Here is a 19671-nt window from a genome sequence, read left to right as displayed (position 1 = left end):
GATATTATGATGCTGACTTTTTTCATTTTTATGCTAGTCTAAAGTCTTCTTTTGCAGTATTTAGAACTACGTGAGTTATGGTATTTTCTATATTTTGGATTGATGCTATTCCTTTTACAAACTCGCTTAACTCGTTGCGCGATTTGAATTTTGCAATAACCAGCGTATCTGTATTCCCTGTAATGTCATACACTCCACAGACATTTTCTATCTTTGCTAGCTCCGTTTCAATGTCTATGATTTTGTCTTTTTTTGCAATAATCTCAATTACTGCAGTTAACGTATAGCCTAATTTTTCATGGTCTATTAATGCTGTATACCCTTTGATCACTTTTTCTTTTTCAAGTTTTTTAATTCTAGATAATATTGTGACCGTGGACATTCCAAGTTTTAACCCAAGTTGTCTTGCAGATAATCTTGCATCAACCAATAAATTTTTAAGAATTCTCTCATCGTTTTTATCTAAATTCAAGTATCTTCTATATTTTAAAAATATATTTAAATTTTAGCTAAATTATTTAATACATGTTTAATTTTATTTATTTTTGATACGTTTTGAGGTAATCTTCCAGTTCAAACTTAAAGCAAAGAGATTGTATTTCTGATACAGTGGAAATCAAGGAACTTGTTTTAAAAGGTCAGGCCTCTTTAAACTCTGGAAATTTTGAAGAGTCTTTGGGTTATTTTGAGCAAGCATTACTTTTGAATCAAGACGACCCTGACTTGTGGAATTTTAAGGCTGTAGCCTTACGCAGTTTAGGTCGTTACGAAGAAGCACTGGAATGCTTTAACAAATCCCTGAAACTTGATCCTAGAGATAAGCACGCATCATGATTTAGTTTCTGTTTGGTTTTTTATTATTTTTAAAATAATGCGATCTTCTGAAGCGGGCTTACGAATAAGCAAAAATAAATAATTCCCTATTTCCTACTAGTTATTATATCGAAGCAATAAGGAATACTATCATGGTTTTACAGTCTGTTAATGCTGATAATTGTCCCCGATGCGCAAAAAACGCATTACTTACTGATGATGTAACTGGTGAAAGGTTTTGCGGAAAATGTGGCTATGTTATTTCTGAAAAATCTCAAGAATCAGGACCTGAATGGAGATCATTTACACAAGACGAACATGGAAACAAAGCTCGAGCCGGTGCTCCGACCTCTCTTACTATGCACGATATGGGATTATCTACAATCATTAATCCTATGAATAAGGATGCATCTGGCAAACCACTAACGGCATCAATGAAAAGTACCATTGAGCGATTAAGAACATGGGATAGTAGAAGTCAAGTTCACGAGTCAGTTGATAGAAATCTTAGACAAGCATTAAGCGAACTAAACAGATTAAAAGATAAACTTGCACTCTCTGACGCTGTAATTGAAAAGGCAGCTTACATTTACCGAAAAGCAATTGAGAAAAAATTAGTACGTGGAAGATCAATATCTGCAATGATTGCATCTGCACTTTATGCTGCATGTAGAGATACAGAAACACCACGAACATTAAATGACGTTGGCGAAGCTGCAAATCTGAAGAAAAAAGACATTGCACGATGTTATCGATTATTGCATCGAGAACTAGATCTAAAGATGCCCGTAGTTGACCCAATCCAATGTGTTGCAAGAATTGCAAGTAGAATTGGAATCACTGAAAAAACAAAACGTTATGCTGCTAAAGTTCTAAAAATATCTCAAGAACATGAGGAATCTGCAGGAAAAGATCCGATGGGACTTGCTGCAGCTGCCCTGTATTTGGCATGTGTCAAAAACGGTGAAGACATCACTCAACGTGATATCGCAGAAGCTGCTAGTGTGACTGAAGTTACTATAAGAAATAGATACAAAGGTCTAAAATTAGATCAAAATATGGAATTATAAAATAATTCTTCAAACAATCTTCTAATCAATTTTGCAAATCTGATGATCGTATCTAATAAACAACTTTAAATCTATAATTTTTGGCATTTTTTATAATTGAAGATTCCAGAAATCATTCAAAATGCAAGTGAGTTCGGACTCAAAATTAACAAGTTAGATGATTTGGACGAGGAGATTCTAGACGATATGCATCAATCGGTATTAGAATACAAAGAAAAGAGACACTCACTACACACAATTGATTATTTGTGGTAAATGATACTTTGAGTTTATTTGCTATTTTTCTGCAGTTCTTGTATTTTCAATTCTAGATCTTTTATTTTATTTCTTAATTCTATGTTTTCATCTCTTAGAACATCTCTCTCTTTTGTGAGTATTTCGTTAAGATCCATTAATTTTCTTTTTAATCATATTCAATTAAAGATTTGGCAATCCCATAGTAAGAAATTAAAAAAATAATCAGTATGATCAAAAGGGGAAATTTCTAATCATACTGATTTTGTTACATGTGAAGTCATTTTTTGGGCATTGTTTCCTGGTGCTGGCATTTTGTCTGTTGGGGAAACTTTCAAATTTGCAAGTTTTACAATTATCGGCAGCATCCTTGCAGGAACCGCTACTGCAATAATTCCTAAGGAAATTGTTGGTTTTTCTGTCTGAAGAGATTTCATGTAACTTCAAATGTTTTAAAATTTTTTTGATTAAAACCTTTGATTAAATTTGGATTTAACTAATTGTATTAAATACTAATTTTGAAATGGCTTTAATTCTTTTTTGAACAATTAATGTGGAATCTTAGCTAGCTCGGACTCAATCTATATTATTGATAAAGTGTTATCAAAGATGTCATGAGTAAAGAATTGGATAAAATGATGTCTCAAGCTTATGAGTATTGTGAAGATGGCAATTTTTCCGAAGCTCTAAAACTATATGATTTAGCATTAAAACAAGATCCAAAAAACATCAACGTCATAATTGACAAAGGTGTGACACTGCAAAATTTGGGTAGAATAAAACAGGCCATAAATATTATGACAAGGCATTATCAATTGATCCAAAAAACATCAACGCCTTGGTAAACAAGGGAGCATCATTACATACAATTGAAAATTATTCTGATGCGATTATCTGTTATGACTCTGCTCTGAAAATTGATAAAAAATGTGCTATGGCTTTAGCATACAAAGGACTGTCATTGGGAGAATTGGGAAATCTTCCTGACGCACTAAAGCATTTCAAAAAAGCACTTTCAATTGATCACGATTATGATCTTGCAAATATTAGCAAAGAAATGGTGCAAGAATTACTCAAATCAATCAAACAACAAAAAGCTAAAACACGGTGACATCGCCAGGTGCAGGCTCTCGTCTATTGTTATTTTCATGCGATTCAAAAAATTCCTTGTGCTCTGTATTTTGATGTTCTCTAAGATTCTCAATGTTTTCAAATCCCATATGGCACAAGTAACATTTTGGCTTGTGTTCATCAATTAATGGAAGTACCATAAAGTGTATGGTTTGTTTGCCTACTTATTTCTTGAGACCTATAGTTAAGGAATATATCCTTTAACAACTGACTTGCTATGTGTTAGATCAGCTCATATCTGAATCAAAGGCACTGGATAAAGCAATTTCTGGCGAAGAGCTGACATATGATGATGGTATTGAATTGATGAATTATGATAATTTGCACGTATTAGGTGCAGTTGCAGATATTGCAAGAAAAAAATTGGTTGGCGATACCGTGACATTTGCGGCATCATATTACATGAATTACACAAATGTTTGCGCAGCTAGCTGTCAAATGTGTGCATTTTATAGAAAAGATGGAGCAGAAGACGCATACACCCTCACCCCAGAGCAAATAGAACAACGTGTTGGAATTGCCAAATCAATGGGTGCAACCGAAGTTCACATCGTAGGTGGATTTCATCCGACACTTCCTTTAGAGTATTATGAAGACATGATGAGAGTTATCAAGAAAAACCATCCTCAATTAAACATCAAAGCACTTACTGCTGCTGAAATTTTCTTTTTGTCTAAACTTACAAAAAATTCTGTAAAGGAAGTACTTTCCCGTCTTAAGTCCGCTGGTCTTGATTCTATGCCGGGAGGAGGTGCAGAGTTATTCCATCCTGAAATCAGGGGAAAAATTGTTCGAGGTAAATGCACTGGGCAGGAATTTTTAGATACTATAGAGCAGGCCCACAATCTTGGAATCAAAAGTAATGTAACTATGCTTTATGGTCATATTGAAAAGCCATCTCATATCATTGATCACCTGATAAAAATTCGTGAATTACAAAAAAAGACAAATGGATTCATCACTTTGATTCCACTAAAATTCAGTTTGGATAATACTGAACTTGAACAGCAGCATCTTGTTAATCATGAATGCTCTTCTGTGTATGATTTGAGAATTATTGCATTGTCTAGATTGATGCTTGCAAATGTTTTGAACAACATCTCGGTATACTGGGTAGCATATGGCAAGAAACTTGCACAAGTTGCACTGTCTAATGGTGGAAATGACTTGGTAGGAACTGCATTCTCTGAGGAGATCTATCGTGCAGCTGGAAAACCCACAACATCATCTGTTGAAGAGTTAGCTACGACTGTAAAAGAGATTGGACGAAATCCTGCACAACGTGACAGCTTTTTTAATGTTATAAGAAAATTCTAATTTCATTATCTAAAGTGTTTTTTTATCGATTCAACTTTATCTTCCATTTTTACTTGTTTGTCTTTTCTTGAATCAATCTTTAAAATAATCTCTACTCTATTTACCCCCAGATTGTGGACCACTTCCATGATTGTTTTACTTGCTTCGTAAATCTTATCGATACTTTCTGATTCTAAAACAGTTCCCATAGGATTAATTTCATATTTTATTTCCTTTATGTTCTGGATTGCTTCTATTCCTTTAGCGATGTAGAAACTCACACTGGTCTCACTTGTTCCAATTGGATAAACGCTAATCTCTGCATGAATCAATATCTTGTAATGATACTTTTGGAATTAAAATGTTTGAAGTTTATGATGCTGGCTTTTTTTCTTCCTTTTTGATATTTCCTTTGTTTTTTCTTCTTGCTCCAAAACTAATTAAAATCAGCAAAAACCCGACACCAATTAAAATTCCTGCAAGTGTGGTCATATCTTGATTTTCTTGTTGTTTTGTCAGCAAATCCACAATCTCTTCTTCACTCATCCCTGCTTGTCCTACAGGCATTGTCGCGTTGAGGTTTACTACAATGATGACGCCAACTACTACCATTGCAATTCCTGCTGCGAATATTTTTTTGTCTATTAACATCTTTTCAATAAAAGTTAATTTTTATCATATATTAGGTAATTGGATAATTTGTGATTTTGCCGTCTAGTTTTTTAATTAAATTAATTTTGGGACAAATATGTAGATGATGGCAATAATCTCCATTCTTCCAAAAATCATTAGAAATGAGAAAAGTATTTTGGCATTAGGATCAGTATCGATGTCAATTATCCCAGTTGATAGTCCTCCAGTTGTAATTATTCCTGTAGATTCTAAAAATGCATCTTGAAAATTCGCTTCATATGCAGTTGTCATGTATACTGCACTCATTGATGCAATTAATGGAAATAATGCAATTATGATTATTGTTGAAGTTAGCTCTTTTTTTGCTTGTGGAGTTAACTCAGAACGTAATTTTTTATTTATTAATTTTTTAATGTCTTTTAGGTGCATGAATCTGAATATCTTGATTCCACCCGCAGTTGAAAACCCACAACCTCCAATTAACATCAAGATGATCAAAATTACATGTGCTGGCACATTAAATGTGGATAAATCATCCATCTGAAATCCTGCGGTGGTGCTAGCTGACACTGTATAAAATACACCTGTCAGTGGGTCCAACCCACTAAGTCCTATAAACAAAAGTATGGCACTACCTAAAATTGTAAAATATACTAAAACTTCCTTTCCAAGTTTTGGTGCCAAGAATTTCTTTTTTACCAATGCATAGTGAAAAGTAAATGGAAGCGCACCTAGTATCATGCCTCCAATCAAAGTTAATTTTTCTTGCCATATCAGATTATCCAGAATCGTTGAATTTGGAACGAATCCTCCTGTTGCTATTGTACTCATAGCTAATGAAAAATTGTCTATGATGTTTCTTTCGCCAAACAAGTATAGTAAAATCGCAACAATGAAAATGTACAGAATAAAAATTATAGTTATGGTTGCAAATAGCTCTCTCATGTGCAGTGTCTTTCCGGAAATAAAACCTCGCATGGACTGTAGCTTTGATTCTGGATAAAATGCCGTAATTATCAAGTAGATGAAACTCATTCCTCCTACAAGCTGTGTGAAACTTCGGTAAAATGTAAAACTTTGAGGAAGGTCTTCTGGATAATCAAATAGTGATATGCCTCCAGTGGTAAATCCTGCTGCACTTGAAAAAAATGCGCTAGCAAATACCTCATAACTTGATCCTTCATGCGGAATAATGTACAGATATGGTATAGTTCCAAACAATGTCAGTACTAAAAGACTAGAGACTACAAGAATGGATGCTTGGTGAAGATTAAGACTTGCCTTTTCACCATAAGAGTTCAGAAAGAACCCTACCACCAACAACAAAACCGTTGTGAGATAAATTCCTGTGGCAGTTACAGTTTCCCCTAGTATGGTTGATAATATTGCAGGTACGATAAGCAAAACACCTGCAAACTGTAACACAAATCCGAGATTTCCTAAAATTGCCTTTACTGGAGGACTGAAAAGCCTAGGCGCAGTAGCGGTAGCATCTCTAATTACATTTGCAATGGTTCCTTGGTAGATAATCCCGATAACTTCGTTTTTCTTTGTTACGATTGGAAGTTTTCTAATGTCATGATCTCGCATTTTGTGTAGCGCATCTTGAAGAGTTGATTTTTCATTAATTGTGATTAGGGGTGTGGCCATTATCTCTTTTAAAAATGTAAATTCCGCATTTACCGAAGTATCGCCTACTTTGTTAATTATGTCCTCATCAGTTACGATTCCAATTGGCTTGTTATCGTCATCAATTACGATAATGTCATCTCTTTCATGATGTTGGAGTAATCTTGCAGCTTCTCTGGTGTGAGTGTTTTGATTTAACATCAACACATCCTTGTTCATGTAAGCGGTAACGTATTTTGTTAGAACGTAAGATATTGACCGTTCCGGATTTGTTGACATCAAGCATTCTGTATTATTTGACATTAAATAATTTGGGGTCAGTAATTCTAGATCTTTGAAACGATGTGCAAATTCAGATCGGCTCTCTTCTAATTTACTGGTCTAAATCAAAATATGTCTTGGGCAGTTTTACGCATAAACCCATCCATTTGTCTAATCTGTAATGTTTTTTGCTATTTTTCTTTTAGTGAAAGTTTGTACTCTTTGTATTCTGTTATTGACTCGTTGAGATTTTTCAGAGCTAATTCGTCGTCAAAGTCTTTCTCCTTTAGGTCATTAAAACAATTTAGAATGCTCTCCTTTAGAACAACAATCATTCTTTTATCGTCACAATGCATGCTGTTAGTTATCTGCGTTAAATTTATGCTTGTTCAATTAGAAAATCAGTTTATCAAAATGTCAGTGTAATGATAATTACTATGATGCTTCCTATGAGGCCAATTAATGCAAGTTTGCTATTTTTGGTCCATCCTTTTTTTACTGATACAATTCCCATTTTTCCTTCTTCAATTTAACTAAAATTAAACCTTGGTTCAAAAACAACCTTATCGATAGATGGCTCTGCCGAAGATTCTGCTATTCTATTAATCGTACTTTTGATGATGGTTTCAGTGTCTCTCCAAATGAATATGGGGGTTTTGGAATTACAGGTAAGACTGAGACGTTCTCTCCTATCATTTTTTGAATGTCCTTGTCGTAAACTGACAATGTTTTACAACTTGGGCAAAACCATCCACGGCCTTTAATGAAACTACAGCACTCAATAATTATTTTAAAGCCGCAAGCAGGACACTTGCCTGGTTCCTTGTCAATATACTTCACATACTCAAAGACTATGCGCTCTACGCTCATGATACTAGATCAAAGCCACTGATTTTTTAAATTATGTGTTGATTGACTTGACTTGCACGTGGTATTCTTGATATCTTTTCATAATTGAGAAAGGGTTTATCAGGCGTCAATGCGTTATTTAAATGACTTTTCTATGCGTGCCATTTACAAAAAAAAGACTCTTGAGGATCCCGAATCTGAAAATAACACCTATTCTAATTTTACATTAAATCGCGATACGCAATTTTGTTGCGAGCAATTCAAAACTTTATGCAAAAAATTTACTGTTTGGAGTTATGAACAAGGAAAATTTGCAATAGTAAATAACATTACATATGAAGGACATTCAGTACAACCAATTGATTTTTGTCCATTTTGCGGTGAAAAAATAGAATATGAAGATGAAAACAATCCTAAAAAAATAAAGAAAAAGAAAGTAAAGGAATTCTAAATAAATTTGTTACTTGTAGATGATATTCTTTATTGACAGCTTGCGTTTTGATTGCTAACTAGTTTTGGCGCTTCTGAATTTCCCCATTTTATTTTGCCCCATAATCTTTCATGGAAATAATAGATTATAGTTGCTAAGACGTTGAAAATTATTGTTATGAATGAGGTTTCATAGATGTTGTTAGTTGAAAACCATAGTAAAGTAAACAACAGAACTGTAATTGACCCTCTGTATAGTGCTGTCTTGGCAAGAGTTCTTTTTTTACTATCCATGTATTCTATTTGATTGATATGATAATCAGGTTGGTGTTGTATTCTAATGCATACGACATCCTTTTAAGATTGAATTAAAGCGATTCAAAAGTATGTTTTTGTAATGTATTTTTAATAAATTTTAAAAAACCCAAACAGTTCTAATTTGGAACACTGAGACTATCTCTTTTTGAACTAAGATTGGCTGCTACATCTTCTTTGAGTTTTTCAAAGAATTTCTCAATCATTTCTAATCCTGCTACTATTCTTGGGGCGTTTGTTTTTGCAAACTCTAATCTTTCAGCACTAGTTTTTGGTTTCTGTTTTTTATAATTTTCATAAACTTTTGCACCGTCATAGTCCACATATGCTATCCTTGCGCTATAGTCCGTTCTTTCCAATACGAGGCTATCTCCGCCAACAATTGCTGTGTGATATGGATGAACAATCAACGCTTCTGATAGTTTTTGTGATGTGTTGATCTTCATTGCTTGTAATTCTGGTGCATAGTGATTAAAATCTGCCAAAAGATAAAACGTCGCTTCAGGTTTTGTAACCTTTACCCCTTCAATCTTTGATAATTCATTGTAAACATACTCTCCCATAATTTTGTGAATGTTTCTTGTAATTTCAAAATACTCGTTTATCTCATCGCTAATTTCAAACCCTTTAACTGCTGCATATTGAATTGGAGTTGATACTGCAGTATACTCTGTAGCAAGTATTTTTTTAAATTGTATTTTAAGATCTAAAGCGTGTTGTGGAAATATCACATAACCCAATCTGTATCCTCCGGCTGCATGTGATTTTGATAATCCGTTTGTAACAAATGTACCTTCAGGATAAATTTTTCCCATGCTGACAAATTTGGTAAAGTCATAAGTTGTCTGTGCATAAATTTCATCGGAGATAACTGCTATTGATTGCTCTCTGCATACATCTGCAATCTCTTCTAGCTCTAATCTGTTGTAAAGTAACCCTGTTGGATTGTTTGGATTGTTTAGTATCAGAACCTTTTGTCTGTCATGCAGTCTTAGTGCAAGTTTTCTAAGATCACTTGGCGAAATTTTTTGATTTGCTTGCGTTGGCAGCATGTGAAAATTTTTCTTTAACAATCTAATTTGAGGTAAATATCCAAGCCAAGCAGGCGTTGGTAAAATTACAGTTCCGTGTAAAATTTCAAGTAAATTGAATATCAGTTCTTTTGTTCCTGGTCCTACATAGATTCTCTTTGGATCAATATCCATTGAAAAATAATGCTTGTTGTATTTTGCAATTGCTTCTCTTAATTCTGGAATTCCTTGAACTGCAGCGTATGTTCCTTTACCTGCATTTTTTATCAGCGCATCTTGCATGATTTTTGGTACAGGAAATGGGGACTGGCCAAACGCAAATCCATAAAATCCAAAACTGCATTCTAAATGAGGACAGTCTGAGTGAAATTCCTGCAAAAATGTGTTTAATTTTAGATTTTCAGGTAATTCAATGTCTTCAACTTGCTGGTCTACAACAAATCTCATGATTACTGTATTTTTTACTCAAATATTAGTGTCATTGGTATTTTCATTGAATTTGAGATAATTTGCTAAAATATTTTTTAGAATTTATTTTACAAATAATTAAATTCTAAAATCCCTCTGGAGGTTTTTGAACAAATACATTGCACACAAGCGCATCTGTCTTTGAATCTCTGTATTGTACATTGCATGAGACAAATTTTCCTGTCAATGCCATTTCTAAATCCGTCTTTGTTGTTTCTTTGTATTCTGGCTCATCTGGATTGTCAATCTTTGCAATGATTATTCTTTCAGTCTTTGCATATTCGTCTTTGTTGTCTTTACGAAAATGTGTTACAAGCATCTCAAATGTATTATTTGACATACAACCAATCACAGGTCCGCCTATTCCATCTCCCATTGTATTATGAAATTTTTTGTAATATAATTACTTGATGGCTATGCTGAGTCCAAATTCCGGCACCAAGTTTTTTTGTTTTGCCATCTCAAAGAGTCTTCGGATTGACTCTTCCCTTTGTCTCCCATATTTACGGTGACATTGTTTACGTACATTTTTACAAATTTCTCAATTAACTCTCTTGGTTTTCCTCTGCTGTACTGCATTGCATAATCTAATGCCGCATCAAGATTATCTAGTCCGTATTGAATCGATTCTTGCAGATATCTGTCAAATTTGTGAATGGTGTCCATTCCCAAACTTGTCTTCATAACGTTGATTCCTAATGGAACTGGTAATCCACCGGTTTCTTTATCCCACCACTCTCCAACGTCTACAATTTTGATATTTCCTTCTTGTTGGTATGACAATTGAGTCTCGTGAATTACTAATCCTGCATCTACTTTTCCATCTCTTACTGCCTCTGGAATATCGCTAAAGTTCATTTCAACATAATCAAACTTGCCTATCATCAGCTGAAGCAACAAAAATGCTGATGTCATTTTTCCCGGTATTGCAATTTTGCATTTTTTAATTTCGTCTAATGTCATCTGCTTTTTTGCAGTAACTATCGGACCATACCCTATTCCAAAACTCCCACCACTTCTCAAAATAGTATATCCTGGAATGTAAGCACATGCATGAACTGATACTGCAGTAACATCAAGCTCTGGATTGGTGGCTTTTCTGTTTAGCTTTTCAATGTCTTCAATGACATGCTTTACTGTAAAATCTGGTGATGCAACTTTGCCTGTAAACATTCCATAAAACATGAATGCGTCATCTGAGTCTGGAGTGTGTCCTACAGAAATTTCCACGTTTTATTCCTTAACAGTCGTTATAAAAATCAAAACTAGATCGTTTTTCTAATATGTGGCAATTGTTTTACAATTTTTGTGAAAACAATAGAAGCATATGAAAAAGATATTCTTAATCAAATCAAGTTTTTAGAGACATTTTGCCCACAAAAACCTCTTTCTAAATTATTGCAAAAAAATGTCATATTTTCTGGTACTGGTGATTCTTTTGTATCTGCAATGCTGGCCGAGATATTTTCCAATTATCAAGTAAGATCATTTGATCCGCTTGACTTGATAAAAAACAAAACCATTGCAAAAAATAAAACTGTCTATTTTGTTTCAGTGTCTGGAAATACTATATCTAACATCAGAGCTGCAAAAATTGCAAAAAAATCAATTACTATCACATCTAGACCTCAAAGTAGACTGGCAAAAGCATGCAACGATTCCATAATAATGAAATCTTCTACCTCTGATGTCTTTACTGCAGGAAGTATTACCTTTTTGGAAACTGCCTTGACATGCATCTCTCTAGTTACGTCTTTATCAATTCCGAAAAATCCTCAAATCTTCAAAAAAGCATTTTCTGATGCAAAAAAATCAAAAACTGGAAAGCGAATATTTGTTTTAGGTTCAGAATATACATATCCAATTGCAATGTATTGTGCTGCAAAGTTTTATGAGATTTTAGGATACGACGTTCATTTTCAGAGAATAGAGCAGTTTTCTCATATGGAATTGTTTTGTATCAATAAAGATGATACCGTGATAATCTTTGACGAAAAAAATTCTCACAACAAACAGCTTGCAAAAAATTTGAAAAGTGTCGGATTAAATGTAATTCATCCCACTTTTGAATCAAAAGACAAGATTTCTCAGTTTCTTTACTATGTGTATTTGTCTCAATTACTTCCTCTTTTTGAGGCTAAAAAACAAGGAAAAAAAGAATGTCATTTTATTTTAGCAAAAAAATTTCGTAACGCAAGTAATCAAATGATATACTGATCTATTTTGCTCATAAGATTTAATAGCTGAATAATTGGGTTTGCGAATATGGCAAAATTCAAGTCAACGACTGAAGTCTTGAGAATCATCAAGAATAAAGAACAGATTCGAAACTTTAGTGTAATCGCTCACGTTGATCACGGAAAAACTACGATGAGTGACAGCTTGTTGGCAGCTTCTGGAATTATTGCTCCATCTGCAGCTGGAAAGGCACTTGCAATGGACTTTGATAAAGAGGAGCAAGAAAGAGGAATTACAATTTACCAAGCAAACGTAACTTTACACTTTACACAAAAAGACAAAGAATTTGTCATTAACATGATCGATACACCTGGACACGTGGATTTCAGTGGAAGGGTAATTCGTAGTCTTAGGGCAATCGATGGTGCAACTGTAGTATGTGATGCAGTAGAGGGAATTATGACACAGACAGAGACTGTAACAAGAATGGCACTTGAAGAAAGAGTAAGACCAGTTTTATTTATCAACAAAGTAGACAGACTAATCAAAGAATTACGTTTGACGCCAGAAAAAATGCAAGAGACACTTGCAGGTGTAGTGTCTAGCTTTAACCAACTAGTTGACACTTATGCTGAACCTGAATACAAAGACAAATGGAAAGTATCAATCCAGGATGCCAGTGTTACATTTGGTTCTGCCAAAGACAAATGGGCATTTAACGTAGATATCATGAAAGAAAAAGGTATCACATTCAAAGATGTCATTGATGCTTACAAAAATGAAAAAGTAGAAGACTTGGTAGCACGAGCCCCATTGGCTGATGCGGTATTGGGAATGGTAGTAAAGCATGTCCCACCACCACACGTTGCTCAAAAGTACAGAATTCCACAAATTTGGAAAGGTGACCTTGAATCTGATATTGGTAAAGCACTCTTGGCATGCAGTGATGACGGACCAACAATCATGATGGTCGTCAACATGGTCTTGGATCCTGCAGCAGGTCCTGTTGCAATTGGTAGATTGTTTTCTGGAACAATAAAGGACGGACAAACAGTAAACATCATTGATGCAAAAAGAGAAGGCAGAGTTCAATCTGTAAACTTTTTCATGGGAAACCAAAGAGAACAAGTCGGTGAGCTTGGTGCAGGAAACATTCCGGCATTATTAGGATTAACTGAAGCTAGAGCAGGAAATACAATTTCATCTGTCAAAGGAATTCCAATGTTTGAAGGAGTCAAGTATGTATCAGAACCTGTCGTGCAAGTTGCAATAGAACCAAAACATCCAAAGGACTTGCCAAAACTTGTCGAGGTTCTCAAACAACTAACAATTGAAGATCCTAACCTTGTAGTAAAAATCGATGAAGAATCTGGCGAAACACTAGTAGCTGGAATGGGTGTGTTACACCTTGATGTTGCAACACATAGAATTCAAGACGCCAAAGTAGAAATCATAACATCAGAGCCACTTATCAATTACAGAGAAACCGTCAAAGGAACATGTGAACCTATCATGTCAAAATCTCCAAACAGACACAACAAGATTTTCATGAAAGTAGAGCCATTGGAGCCAGCAATTGCACACATGCTTAGAACTGGTGAAATCAGCGACATGAAAGACAAGAAAGTAGTCGCTGACCTTCTAAAGGGCGCAGGATGGGATACTGATACAATTAAGAGAATTATGAAACTAGACCCTCGTGGAAACGTAATGATTAACGGAACAAAAGGTGTCCAGTTTATTCAAGAGTCAACTGACTCTATTAACTCTGGATTTGAAGAAGTAATGAAAGAAGGTCCACTCTGCAAAGAGCAGATGAGGGACTGCAAGTTCATCTTTACTCACTTTGTACCTCACGAGGATACAGCACACCGTGGTCTTTCACAACTTGGACCGGCATCTAGACGTGCATGTATGGGAGCTTTACTTACTGCAGGAACTACAATTCTGGAACCAATGCTTGCAATTGAGGTAAGGGTTCCAACTGACTTGGTAGGAAACGTAGCGACCGTTCTTTCTGGTAAACGTGGTAAAGTACTTGACATGCAACAAAAAGGAGCTGCAAGTATTATTGTTGGAGAAATCCCAGCATCTGAAACATTTACACTTTCTGAAGCAATGAGAGGACAAACAGCAGGACGTGCAACATGGAATACTTCCTTTAAGGCATGGACTGAATTGCCAAAATCTATTGCTGCAACTGCAATTGCAGAAATCAGAAAGAGAAAAGGATTGGCACCAACACCTCCTGGAATCGAAGAATATATCGATAGAGAATAAAAAGACAGTCCAACTTACGTACAAACTTGTGATACTAAAATTATAATGTGAGTTTGTTGGAAATTCTTTAATTTATTTTAATTCAGAAAAATTTTATGAATGCTTTCTTTTGAAATATGTAATTTGTAGATATCATCATCTTTTAAAACAAATATCTTATCGTGCATCAAAAACAACTTGATCATATCTGTAATGTCTGAATTCATCAAATCACTTGCTTTGTATGGGCAAAACATCAACCCTGGCAATCTTGTCTCATCATATGTCTTTTCAAGCTCCATTGCATGTGCAAACGAATTATTTGCAATATCTGTAATTACAAAGTCAACACAGCAAACTGGTTTCTTTGTCGATGCTTTAGCAATATTCTGAATTACTTGACCGCAATATTTTGACGCATTAGTTCCATGAGGATTGTATGGCTTAACAGTTCCATTATGCCAATCAAGTTTTGATAACACTTTTTCTGCATGATGTTTTGGTGGTGCAGCAAACGACCTGAACCACTCTGTATTGTTTGTCATCTTGTCTAATGACTTGAGAAAGTTATTCATTGATTTTTCATCCGAATAAATTAACAAATCATGTACATGTGGAACATGTATTTTTTTATCTAGCCATTGCTCCACGGCGTCTTTTATTATTGAATTAATTGAAACTCCCATCTGGTCTGCCTTTTTTCCAAGATGTGTGTGAGTATCATCGTCAAAACCTCGAACTATGATGTTTTTTGTCAATGATATCATTTGTGGCTGTATCTATATAAATTATGATATCATGATATCAAAAATAATAATGTTATTATAACGATATCATGATATCATATTCATGAATACACAACAAATACAAAAAAACATTGTCAATGGCGTTGATGTCTCAAAATTGACTCAAACCATTGATGATCTAACACAAAAACCAGACCTAGCTCAATTCCATTTTTGTGCAAGGAATAGCTGGATCAACGGAGGACAAAACCGTACAACCGTAAATGCGTTTTACGGAGCAGGAAAGACACATGTTCGAAGCAAACCGTTTGTCTTTACAAAAGACGAGCCACCTGTATTGCTAGGAACTGATCAGGGTGCAAATCCAGTGGAATATGCATTGACTGCACTTGCAGGATGTGTTACAACCACATTGGTATATTATGCATCTGCAATGAATGTCAAGATCAATAAGGTCGAAACTGTCCTTGAGGGCGATATTGACATGAGAGGCCTGCTAAACATCGATGAGAATGTAAAGGCAGGATACAAAAGCATTCAAGTCCAATTCAAGATAGATTCCGATGCTTCGCAAGAAACATTGCAGAAACTAATTGAGATTGCCCGAAAACATTCTCCTGTGGCAAACACAATCACCAATGCCACCCCAATTAATCTTAGTTTGGCATAAGCCATACTATTTTTATTTTTTATAAACTCTATACATTTTTAGAAAATCTTGATAATCATGGGAACGATAGAATGTGTTTCTGAAGAATTAAAGTTCTAAATGCTAAGAAAATTTATCTAAAAGAATCCCATATGATACTCGATATGAAAGAGGCCGATGTAAAGGAAGCATTAGAGATGCTTGCAACTTGGGCCGATGTCACCAGAACAAAAATTGCCGAGCTTCAAGAAGCACTAAGAAACATCACCTCTTTAGTTGAGATGCGACGATATGAATCTCTTCTAAATAATGAATTAAACGACATCAAAAACATCGAGCGTCTTATCCAGTTAATCCAGTCTGATTAGCCAAACCCTTAAGTTTATTCCGTTATTCCATGTCGTATTGAGTGAACCGCAACGAAGATCAAAGGCATGGTATGTTTTGCCAATTATTTTTGGAATTATTGGAGGTCTAGTTTCGTACTTTATTGTAAAAAAGGAAGATCCAAAATTAGGAAAAAACTGTCTCATTGTTGGCATTATTCATTTTATCATCGATGTCACTATTGGAATTATCATGATAATGTTTTCTGAATCTGTTCATTTAATGTAATTTTCAACAATTGCAAAATCTTTAAGTCCAGAATTTTCCAAAAATTAGTAAATTGAATTTTGAAAATGATTTAGAGGCATTACAAACTGCCATTTTTGAGACCGAGCAAAGAATCAAGAAACTTGAGAAACATAAGGAATCTGTAACCAAAGAACTTGAAGAGTCTAACTCTGATGCCTTGGCTGAAACTCTAAGAAGACTAGAACGTAACTTGGATGATCTGCATAAGAAACTGGTATTTTTAATTTCAGAAAGAGACTCTAAAAACAAAGACATGATTTAGTTTGTATTTTCGTAACGTTTATGAAAATATGAGAACCTAAAACAACATGTCAAATCTTGAGATGATAAAAAAATTCTATGATGCTTTTAAAAATAAGGATACTGAAAAATATCCTCTATTTTGCGATGAAAAAATAGAGTGGATAACAATGGATGGAATGCCAAACGGTGGAAGATATGTCGGACTAGAAGCAATCTTTGGAGATTATTTTCCTGGCATGCTGAAAAATTTTTCAGAATTTCATGCAGTTACTGAACAGTTTTTGGATGCATCTGATAACGTTATAGTCATTGGAAGATATCAGGGCATCTCAAAAAAAGGCAACAAGTTTGATGTTCCATTTTCACACGTTTACCAAATAAAAGACAACAAAATCACGCAATTCAGACAATTCACTGACACCAAGAAGATTCAAGATTCTCTTGCTTGACCCTATTGGCAAATCATTCTCTTTATGATGGATAATTGATTCGTAGATAATGATAAATATATGACCTGTGTATACTAGGTCGACCTAGTGATGATAACCCATATTGAGCCTACCTCAGAATTATATGAGCGTGAAAGGATAATTTTTGAATGCATAAAAAATAACCCTGAGATGCACCATAATGCTCTGCTAAAGAAGATTGTCCCAGAGTATATGGCAAAAACAACCTTTGAGAAGACCCGGGATTCACTACTTGACAAAGAGATTATCTTTGTAGAAAAAAAAGCAAACATGAAATTTTATGTTCCGACATCAAACTATTCTACAAAATTTCAGCAGCATGTTGAAAGAATTACAAACACAGCATTTCACAATCTTAAAAACTACATAAAAAAGCTAGACGAAGATTACAGCCACAAAGACGTAAACGAAAAGATCAAAATCACAAATTCTGTACTGAAAAACCTGCTACAAACTGACAACGGATTCACACTTTTGGATTCAAACAAAAATCCAAAAAAAACTCTATACCGTGATGAGCATCTAGAAATCCAACAATTAATCTATCATGTCTTTGACATAATTCAAAATGATAAAGATCACGATACGATTTTTCCTACAGTGATGAGCTATCTTTATTCAAGTATGCCTAAAAGCTATCAGGAAGTAGAATGACTTGAGACTCGTTTTTATTCTGGAGTGTTTAACCCTCTGTGAAAATGGGACTTCTTTACACTAAATTCTATATTGATTTTGAACCAACAGAGTGGAAAGAACTATCAAGCAATCCTGTAATTTTTGAAACCATCGCAGATGGCGTTTCTCTGGAGATTTATGACACGTCTCAGAATTCATACAAACTAAAATTCAAAAAAGGCGGCAAAATACAGATATTCCGAGTTGTTGGAAAATTCCGTCTAACTTGGGATGACAACGATCTCATTTTGGAAAACAAACAATAAAGTAATAATGGGATTTGTTCTAGTTTGAATAATGTCGTTGCAAGATCAAGCTAAAGAAATTTTAAATGATTTTGATAATATCTCATCTGATAAAATCATAGAAATTCTAAACCAGATTCAACCATGCCTTAAAAGCGAAATTACCCAAGATTACCTAAAAGGGAAGATTAATGGTGTTTTAGGCATGACTGATGAGGCTGAAAAGAAAAAATTCTGCAAGATTCTTCGGCCTTACCTTGATTGGTATGTTCAGGGAAATGTCTAGTCTGAAAATTGATTGATTTTGTCTAGTGCGTTTTTTACTAGGTCTAGGTCTTTTTTTACAAATGGCAAATCTCCGACCAGTTTTAAAAAATACTCGTGTCCTGTATTTTGCGCCTTGTTGATGTCTGATTCGTAACATGAGAGCGCCTTTACAAGAAATGATCTGTCCTCACTTAGCGAGTTTAGAGTGATATCATCTGACAGTGCATCTTTGATCTTTTTTGTCATCTCATCTATCTTTGGAATTGTCTTCATGGCCTCTTGCTGAAGCAGTGAGCCAAACATTGCTGATGAGTCCTTTAGCTCCGGACTTCTTCCAAGAGTCTTCAGTCTTTTTTTATAATGATTCAATGATCTTAGAATAATTTCGTATCCTCCCTCATCTTTGAGATAAATTGCACCGAGCCAAATCTTCTCTGACAATTTTTAAAGTTAAATCACAGTCCTATTATAATTTTTGAATTGATTATTTTCAGATGATTGGCACTAGTACGATTTCTTCTTTCTATTAATATATCAGAATCACGTAAATGAATTATGAATATCAAAAATGAATTTGGTATGACCCAATTGCTTGCATGCTGTCCTAACTGTAATGGCTCTGCTCTTTACTGTGGAAAAATACCCACTGCAATAAAAGAAATGGCAAACAAAGAAGTATTATTTTGCAAACAGTGCAAGTTTATTGTTCCCGTAGAGGAATTCAAAAATATATTGGCTAGCTGTTAAAACAACTCTAGTTGGAAATTATTCTAATCTTGTAAGTTAGGCGGTTCGTCATAGTCTTCAATGATTGGGGCTGGCTTTCTATTCATAAGGTATAGTAAGAATCCTGCTATTGATACACCTATCCCAAGCAATCCTGTAAATGTTCCTGTATGTTTTATTGCAGAAAAGAATTTTTTCTCATCAGGTTCTGTAGACGATATGCCTTGCATTCCATAAAACAATATCAAACCAAACAAAATCATAATTCCACCTGCGATAATGATTGCAGTCCCGCTTTTCATTAAATTCTAAACCTTATTCCATCTAATAAATATCGACATTTTATTTTAAATTTTTGAAAAAATGTGATTAATTTTATACACCGTAATCCCTTTAACTAAAAACAACTTTTGTCTAG

Annotated in this window: 34 protein-coding genes; 18 read left to right on the top strand and 16 right to left on the bottom strand. The window is 34.5% G+C overall.

Features of this window, described 5'->3' with window-relative positions; translation table 11 throughout:
* Positions 1 to 28: 28 nt before the first annotated feature.
* Positions 29 to 472: an Lrp/AsnC family transcriptional regulator gene (locus DSQ20_RS05660; protein ID WP_179364909.1), complete on the bottom strand. Its 444-nt coding sequence runs from the start codon at positions 470 to 472 to the stop codon at positions 29 to 31.
* Positions 473 to 609: 137 nt separating this feature from the next.
* On the opposite strand from DSQ20_RS05660, the gene DSQ20_RS05655 reads away from it, so the two are divergent.
* The 3 genes from DSQ20_RS05655 to DSQ20_RS05645 all read left to right on the top strand — a co-directional run bounded on the left by DSQ20_RS05655 (position 610) and on the right by DSQ20_RS05645 (position 2138).
* A complete protein-coding gene (locus DSQ20_RS05655; RefSeq protein ID WP_007550344.1) occupies positions 610 to 834 on the top strand; it encodes a tetratricopeptide repeat protein in 225 nt (74 codons plus the stop codon).
* Between the two features lie 131 nt (positions 835 to 965).
* The gene (locus DSQ20_RS05650) at positions 966 to 1883 is read left to right on the top strand and encodes a transcription initiation factor IIB family protein (protein ID WP_007550345.1); all 918 of its coding nucleotides are present in this window, start codon (positions 966 to 968) and stop codon (positions 1881 to 1883) included.
* A gap of 96 nt (positions 1884 to 1979) precedes the next feature.
* Positions 1980 to 2138: a hypothetical protein gene (locus DSQ20_RS05645; protein ID WP_007550346.1), complete on the top strand. Its 159-nt coding sequence runs from the start codon at positions 1980 to 1982 to the stop codon at positions 2136 to 2138.
* Between the two features lie 14 nt (positions 2139 to 2152).
* On the opposite strand, the gene DSQ20_RS10735 is transcribed toward DSQ20_RS05645, so the two are convergent.
* Both DSQ20_RS10735 and DSQ20_RS05640 read right to left on the bottom strand, forming a co-directional pair.
* On the bottom strand, positions 2153 to 2275 hold the full coding sequence (locus DSQ20_RS10735) for a hypothetical protein (protein ID WP_255458148.1): 123 nt from the start codon (positions 2273 to 2275) through the stop codon (positions 2153 to 2155).
* 96 nt (positions 2276 to 2371) lie between these two features.
* Entirely contained in the window at positions 2372 to 2554 is a 183-nt protein-coding gene (locus tag DSQ20_RS05640; RefSeq protein ID WP_179364908.1) for a hypothetical protein, read from the bottom strand.
* A 177-nt stretch (positions 2555 to 2731) separates the two neighbouring features.
* Here DSQ20_RS05640 and DSQ20_RS10730 point away from each other — a divergent pair, with 177 nt between their 5' ends.
* Both DSQ20_RS10730 and DSQ20_RS10725 read left to right on the top strand, forming a co-directional pair.
* Complete coding sequence (locus DSQ20_RS10730) at positions 2732 to 2962, top strand: M48 family metallopeptidase (RefSeq protein ID WP_255458147.1); 231 nt, start codon at positions 2732 to 2734, stop codon at positions 2960 to 2962.
* Positions 2956 to 3228: a tetratricopeptide repeat protein gene (locus DSQ20_RS10725; protein ID WP_255458146.1), complete on the top strand. Its 273-nt coding sequence runs from the start codon at positions 2956 to 2958 to the stop codon at positions 3226 to 3228. The genes DSQ20_RS10730 and DSQ20_RS10725 overlap by 7 nt, the downstream gene beginning before the upstream one ends.
* Here DSQ20_RS10725 and DSQ20_RS05630 read toward each other — a convergent pair.
* On the bottom strand, positions 3215 to 3388 hold the full coding sequence (locus DSQ20_RS05630) for a hypothetical protein (RefSeq protein ID WP_179364907.1): 174 nt from the start codon (positions 3386 to 3388) through the stop codon (positions 3215 to 3217). The genes DSQ20_RS10725 and DSQ20_RS05630 overlap by 14 nt on opposite strands.
* Before the next feature lie 79 nt (positions 3389 to 3467).
* Between DSQ20_RS05630 and DSQ20_RS05625 the strand changes: the two genes are divergently transcribed.
* The gene (locus tag DSQ20_RS05625; protein ID WP_179364906.1) at positions 3468 to 4565 is read left to right on the top strand and encodes a radical SAM protein; all 1098 of its coding nucleotides are present in this window, start codon (positions 3468 to 3470) and stop codon (positions 4563 to 4565) included.
* Positions 4566 to 4570: 5 nt separating this feature from the next.
* On the opposite strand, the gene DSQ20_RS05620 is transcribed toward DSQ20_RS05625, so the two are convergent.
* The 5 genes from DSQ20_RS05620 to DSQ20_RS05600 form a co-directional block, all read right to left on the bottom strand.
* Positions 4571 to 4876, bottom strand: coding sequence for an MTH1187 family thiamine-binding protein (locus tag DSQ20_RS05620; protein ID WP_007550351.1), 306 nt, complete (start codon positions 4874 to 4876; stop codon positions 4571 to 4573).
* 40 nt (positions 4877 to 4916) lie between these two features.
* Positions 4917 to 5195: a hypothetical protein gene (locus DSQ20_RS05615; RefSeq protein WP_179364905.1), complete on the bottom strand. Its 279-nt coding sequence runs from the start codon at positions 5193 to 5195 to the stop codon at positions 4917 to 4919.
* A 75-nt stretch (positions 5196 to 5270) separates the two neighbouring features.
* Complete coding sequence (locus DSQ20_RS05610) at positions 5271 to 7085, bottom strand: potassium transporter TrkG (RefSeq protein ID WP_179364904.1); 1815 nt, start codon at positions 7083 to 7085, stop codon at positions 5271 to 5273.
* Between the two features lie 173 nt (positions 7086 to 7258).
* A complete protein-coding gene (locus tag DSQ20_RS05605; RefSeq protein ID WP_179364903.1) occupies positions 7259 to 7423 on the bottom strand; it encodes a hypothetical protein in 165 nt (54 codons plus the stop codon).
* A 238-nt stretch (positions 7424 to 7661) separates the two neighbouring features.
* Positions 7662 to 7937, bottom strand: a complete 276-nt coding sequence (locus tag DSQ20_RS05600; RefSeq protein WP_048109645.1) for a hypothetical protein — start codon at positions 7935 to 7937, stop codon at positions 7662 to 7664.
* 109 nt (positions 7938 to 8046) lie between these two features.
* On the opposite strand from DSQ20_RS05600, the gene DSQ20_RS05595 reads away from it, so the two are divergent.
* Positions 8047 to 8367 carry a hypothetical protein gene (locus DSQ20_RS05595; RefSeq protein WP_255458145.1) on the top strand — a complete coding sequence of 107 codons (321 nt, stop codon included), beginning with the start codon at positions 8047 to 8049 and terminating at the stop codon, positions 8365 to 8367.
* Between the two features lie 29 nt (positions 8368 to 8396).
* On the opposite strand, the gene DSQ20_RS05590 is transcribed toward DSQ20_RS05595, so the two are convergent.
* From DSQ20_RS05590 to DSQ20_RS05575, 4 genes are all read right to left on the bottom strand, one after another.
* Positions 8397 to 8639: a DUF2061 domain-containing protein gene (locus DSQ20_RS05590; RefSeq protein WP_007550359.1), complete on the bottom strand. Its 243-nt coding sequence runs from the start codon at positions 8637 to 8639 to the stop codon at positions 8397 to 8399.
* A 140-nt stretch (positions 8640 to 8779) separates the two neighbouring features.
* Positions 8780 to 10138 (bottom strand): pyridoxal phosphate-dependent aminotransferase, encoded by a 1359-nt coding sequence (locus DSQ20_RS05585; protein WP_179364902.1) that lies wholly within the window; start codon positions 10136 to 10138, stop codon positions 8780 to 8782.
* A gap of 106 nt (positions 10139 to 10244) precedes the next feature.
* The gene (locus DSQ20_RS05580) at positions 10245 to 10535 is read right to left on the bottom strand and encodes a hypothetical protein (protein ID WP_179364901.1); all 291 of its coding nucleotides are present in this window, start codon (positions 10533 to 10535) and stop codon (positions 10245 to 10247) included.
* 38 nt (positions 10536 to 10573) lie between these two features.
* Entirely contained in the window at positions 10574 to 11389 is an 816-nt protein-coding gene (locus tag DSQ20_RS05575; protein ID WP_255458144.1) for an MqnA/MqnD/SBP family protein, read from the bottom strand.
* A 78-nt stretch (positions 11390 to 11467) separates the two neighbouring features.
* Here DSQ20_RS05575 and DSQ20_RS05570 point away from each other — a divergent pair, with 78 nt between their 5' ends.
* Positions 11468 to 12376 (top strand): SIS domain-containing protein, encoded by a 909-nt coding sequence (locus DSQ20_RS05570; protein ID WP_179364900.1) that lies wholly within the window; start codon positions 11468 to 11470, stop codon positions 12374 to 12376.
* A gap of 48 nt (positions 12377 to 12424) precedes the next feature.
* On the top strand, positions 12425 to 14617 hold the full coding sequence (locus DSQ20_RS05565) for an elongation factor EF-2 (protein ID WP_179364899.1): 2193 nt from the start codon (positions 12425 to 12427) through the stop codon (positions 14615 to 14617).
* Positions 14618 to 14694: 77 nt separating this feature from the next.
* On the opposite strand, the gene DSQ20_RS05560 is transcribed toward DSQ20_RS05565, so the two are convergent.
* Positions 14695 to 15354, bottom strand: coding sequence for a hypothetical protein (locus DSQ20_RS05560; protein ID WP_179364898.1), 660 nt, complete (start codon positions 15352 to 15354; stop codon positions 14695 to 14697).
* A 91-nt stretch (positions 15355 to 15445) separates the two neighbouring features.
* On the opposite strand from DSQ20_RS05560, the gene DSQ20_RS05555 reads away from it, so the two are divergent.
* The 8 genes from DSQ20_RS05555 to DSQ20_RS05520 all read left to right on the top strand — a co-directional run bounded on the left by DSQ20_RS05555 (position 15446) and on the right by DSQ20_RS05520 (position 18546).
* The gene (locus DSQ20_RS05555) at positions 15446 to 16012 is read left to right on the top strand and encodes an OsmC family protein (RefSeq protein WP_179364897.1); all 567 of its coding nucleotides are present in this window, start codon (positions 15446 to 15448) and stop codon (positions 16010 to 16012) included.
* 143 nt (positions 16013 to 16155) lie between these two features.
* On the top strand, positions 16156 to 16359 hold the full coding sequence (locus DSQ20_RS05550) for a hypothetical protein (protein WP_007550369.1): 204 nt from the start codon (positions 16156 to 16158) through the stop codon (positions 16357 to 16359).
* Positions 16360 to 16396: 37 nt separating this feature from the next.
* Complete coding sequence (locus DSQ20_RS05545) at positions 16397 to 16606, top strand: hypothetical protein (protein ID WP_179364896.1); 210 nt, start codon at positions 16397 to 16399, stop codon at positions 16604 to 16606.
* 52 nt (positions 16607 to 16658) lie between these two features.
* Positions 16659 to 16889, top strand: a complete 231-nt coding sequence (locus DSQ20_RS05540) for a hypothetical protein (RefSeq protein ID WP_179364895.1) — start codon at positions 16659 to 16661, stop codon at positions 16887 to 16889.
* 46 nt (positions 16890 to 16935) lie between these two features.
* Entirely contained in the window at positions 16936 to 17319 is a 384-nt protein-coding gene (locus DSQ20_RS05535) for a nuclear transport factor 2 family protein (RefSeq protein ID WP_179364894.1), read from the top strand.
* A gap of 90 nt (positions 17320 to 17409) precedes the next feature.
* The gene (locus DSQ20_RS05530; RefSeq protein ID WP_179364893.1) at positions 17410 to 17994 is read left to right on the top strand and encodes a hypothetical protein; all 585 of its coding nucleotides are present in this window, start codon (positions 17410 to 17412) and stop codon (positions 17992 to 17994) included.
* Positions 17995 to 18038: 44 nt separating this feature from the next.
* Positions 18039 to 18281 (top strand): hypothetical protein, encoded by a 243-nt coding sequence (locus tag DSQ20_RS05525; protein WP_179364892.1) that lies wholly within the window; start codon positions 18039 to 18041, stop codon positions 18279 to 18281.
* 31 nt (positions 18282 to 18312) lie between these two features.
* Positions 18313 to 18546, top strand: a complete 234-nt coding sequence (locus tag DSQ20_RS05520) for a hypothetical protein (protein ID WP_179364891.1) — start codon at positions 18313 to 18315, stop codon at positions 18544 to 18546.
* Here DSQ20_RS05520 and DSQ20_RS05515 read toward each other — a convergent pair.
* The gene (locus tag DSQ20_RS05515; protein WP_179364890.1) at positions 18543 to 18968 is read right to left on the bottom strand and encodes a hypothetical protein; all 426 of its coding nucleotides are present in this window, start codon (positions 18966 to 18968) and stop codon (positions 18543 to 18545) included. The two genes, DSQ20_RS05520 and DSQ20_RS05515, sit on opposite strands and share 4 nt — an antisense overlap.
* Before the next feature lie 114 nt (positions 18969 to 19082).
* Here DSQ20_RS05515 and DSQ20_RS05510 point away from each other — a divergent pair, with 114 nt between their 5' ends.
* Positions 19083 to 19274 (top strand): hypothetical protein, encoded by a 192-nt coding sequence (locus DSQ20_RS05510; RefSeq protein WP_179364889.1) that lies wholly within the window; start codon positions 19083 to 19085, stop codon positions 19272 to 19274.
* 23 nt (positions 19275 to 19297) lie between these two features.
* On the opposite strand, the gene DSQ20_RS05505 is transcribed toward DSQ20_RS05510, so the two are convergent.
* Positions 19298 to 19555: a hypothetical protein gene (locus tag DSQ20_RS05505; protein WP_179364888.1), complete on the bottom strand. Its 258-nt coding sequence runs from the start codon at positions 19553 to 19555 to the stop codon at positions 19298 to 19300.
* Between the last annotated feature and the right edge of the window lie 116 nt (positions 19556 to 19671).

The organism is Nitrosarchaeum sp. AC2 (assembly GCF_013407385.1).
GTDB lineage: Archaea > Thermoproteota > Nitrososphaeria > Nitrososphaerales > Nitrosopumilaceae > Nitrosarchaeum > Nitrosarchaeum koreense.
The sequence above is the reverse complement of the archived record's forward strand: the minus strand, read 5'-3'. Positions and strand labels throughout refer to the sequence as shown.

Excerpts from the sequence above, each read along its gene's own strand:
- DSQ20_RS05650 (WP_007550345.1), top strand. The coding sequence starts at position 966 with ATGGTTTTACAGTCTGTTAATGCTGATAATTGTCCCCGATGCGCAAAA.
- DSQ20_RS10735 (WP_255458148.1), bottom strand. The coding sequence starts at position 2,275 with ATGGATCTTAACGAAATACTCACAAAAGAGAGAGATGTTCTAAGAGAT.
- DSQ20_RS05640 (WP_179364908.1), bottom strand. The coding sequence starts at position 2,554 with ATGAAATCTCTTCAGACAGAAAAACCAACAATTTCCTTAGGAATTATT.
- DSQ20_RS10730 (WP_255458147.1), top strand. The coding sequence starts at position 2,732 with ATGAGTAAAGAATTGGATAAAATGATGTCTCAAGCTTATGAGTATTGT.
- DSQ20_RS05630 (WP_179364907.1), bottom strand. The coding sequence starts at position 3,388 with ATGGTACTTCCATTAATTGATGAACACAAGCCAAAATGTTACTTGTGC.
- DSQ20_RS05615 (WP_179364905.1), bottom strand. The coding sequence starts at position 5,195 with ATGTTAATAGACAAAAAAATATTCGCAGCAGGAATTGCAATGGTAGTA.
- DSQ20_RS05610 (WP_179364904.1), bottom strand. The coding sequence starts at position 7,085 with ATGTCAACAAATCCGGAACGGTCAATATCTTACGTTCTAACAAAATAC.
- DSQ20_RS05605 (WP_179364903.1), bottom strand. The coding sequence starts at position 7,423 with ATGCATTGTGACGATAAAAGAATGATTGTTGTTCTAAAGGAGAGCATT.
- DSQ20_RS05600 (WP_048109645.1), bottom strand. The coding sequence starts at position 7,937 with ATGAGCGTAGAGCGCATAGTCTTTGAGTATGTGAAGTATATTGACAAG.
- DSQ20_RS05595 (WP_255458145.1), top strand. The coding sequence starts at position 8,047 with ATGCGTTATTTAAATGACTTTTCTATGCGTGCCATTTACAAAAAAAAG.
- DSQ20_RS05590 (WP_007550359.1), bottom strand. The coding sequence starts at position 8,639 with ATGGATAGTAAAAAAAGAACTCTTGCCAAGACAGCACTATACAGAGGG.
- DSQ20_RS05585 (WP_179364902.1), bottom strand. The coding sequence starts at position 10,138 with ATGAGATTTGTTGTAGACCAGCAAGTTGAAGACATTGAATTACCTGAA.
- DSQ20_RS05580 (WP_179364901.1), bottom strand. The coding sequence starts at position 10,535 with ATGGGAGATGGAATAGGCGGACCTGTGATTGGTTGTATGTCAAATAAT.
- DSQ20_RS05565 (WP_179364899.1), top strand. The coding sequence starts at position 12,425 with ATGGCAAAATTCAAGTCAACGACTGAAGTCTTGAGAATCATCAAGAAT.
- DSQ20_RS05555 (WP_179364897.1), top strand. The coding sequence starts at position 15,446 with ATGAATACACAACAAATACAAAAAAACATTGTCAATGGCGTTGATGTC.
- DSQ20_RS05550 (WP_007550369.1), top strand. The coding sequence starts at position 16,156 with ATGAAAGAGGCCGATGTAAAGGAAGCATTAGAGATGCTTGCAACTTGG.
- DSQ20_RS05535 (WP_179364894.1), top strand. The coding sequence starts at position 16,936 with ATGTCAAATCTTGAGATGATAAAAAAATTCTATGATGCTTTTAAAAAT.
- DSQ20_RS05530 (WP_179364893.1), top strand. The coding sequence starts at position 17,410 with ATGATAACCCATATTGAGCCTACCTCAGAATTATATGAGCGTGAAAGG.
- DSQ20_RS05525 (WP_179364892.1), top strand. The coding sequence starts at position 18,039 with ATGGGACTTCTTTACACTAAATTCTATATTGATTTTGAACCAACAGAG.
- DSQ20_RS05520 (WP_179364891.1), top strand. The coding sequence starts at position 18,313 with ATGTCGTTGCAAGATCAAGCTAAAGAAATTTTAAATGATTTTGATAAT.
- DSQ20_RS05510 (WP_179364889.1), top strand. The coding sequence starts at position 19,083 with ATGAATATCAAAAATGAATTTGGTATGACCCAATTGCTTGCATGCTGT.
- DSQ20_RS05505 (WP_179364888.1), bottom strand. The coding sequence starts at position 19,555 with ATGAAAAGCGGGACTGCAATCATTATCGCAGGTGGAATTATGATTTTG.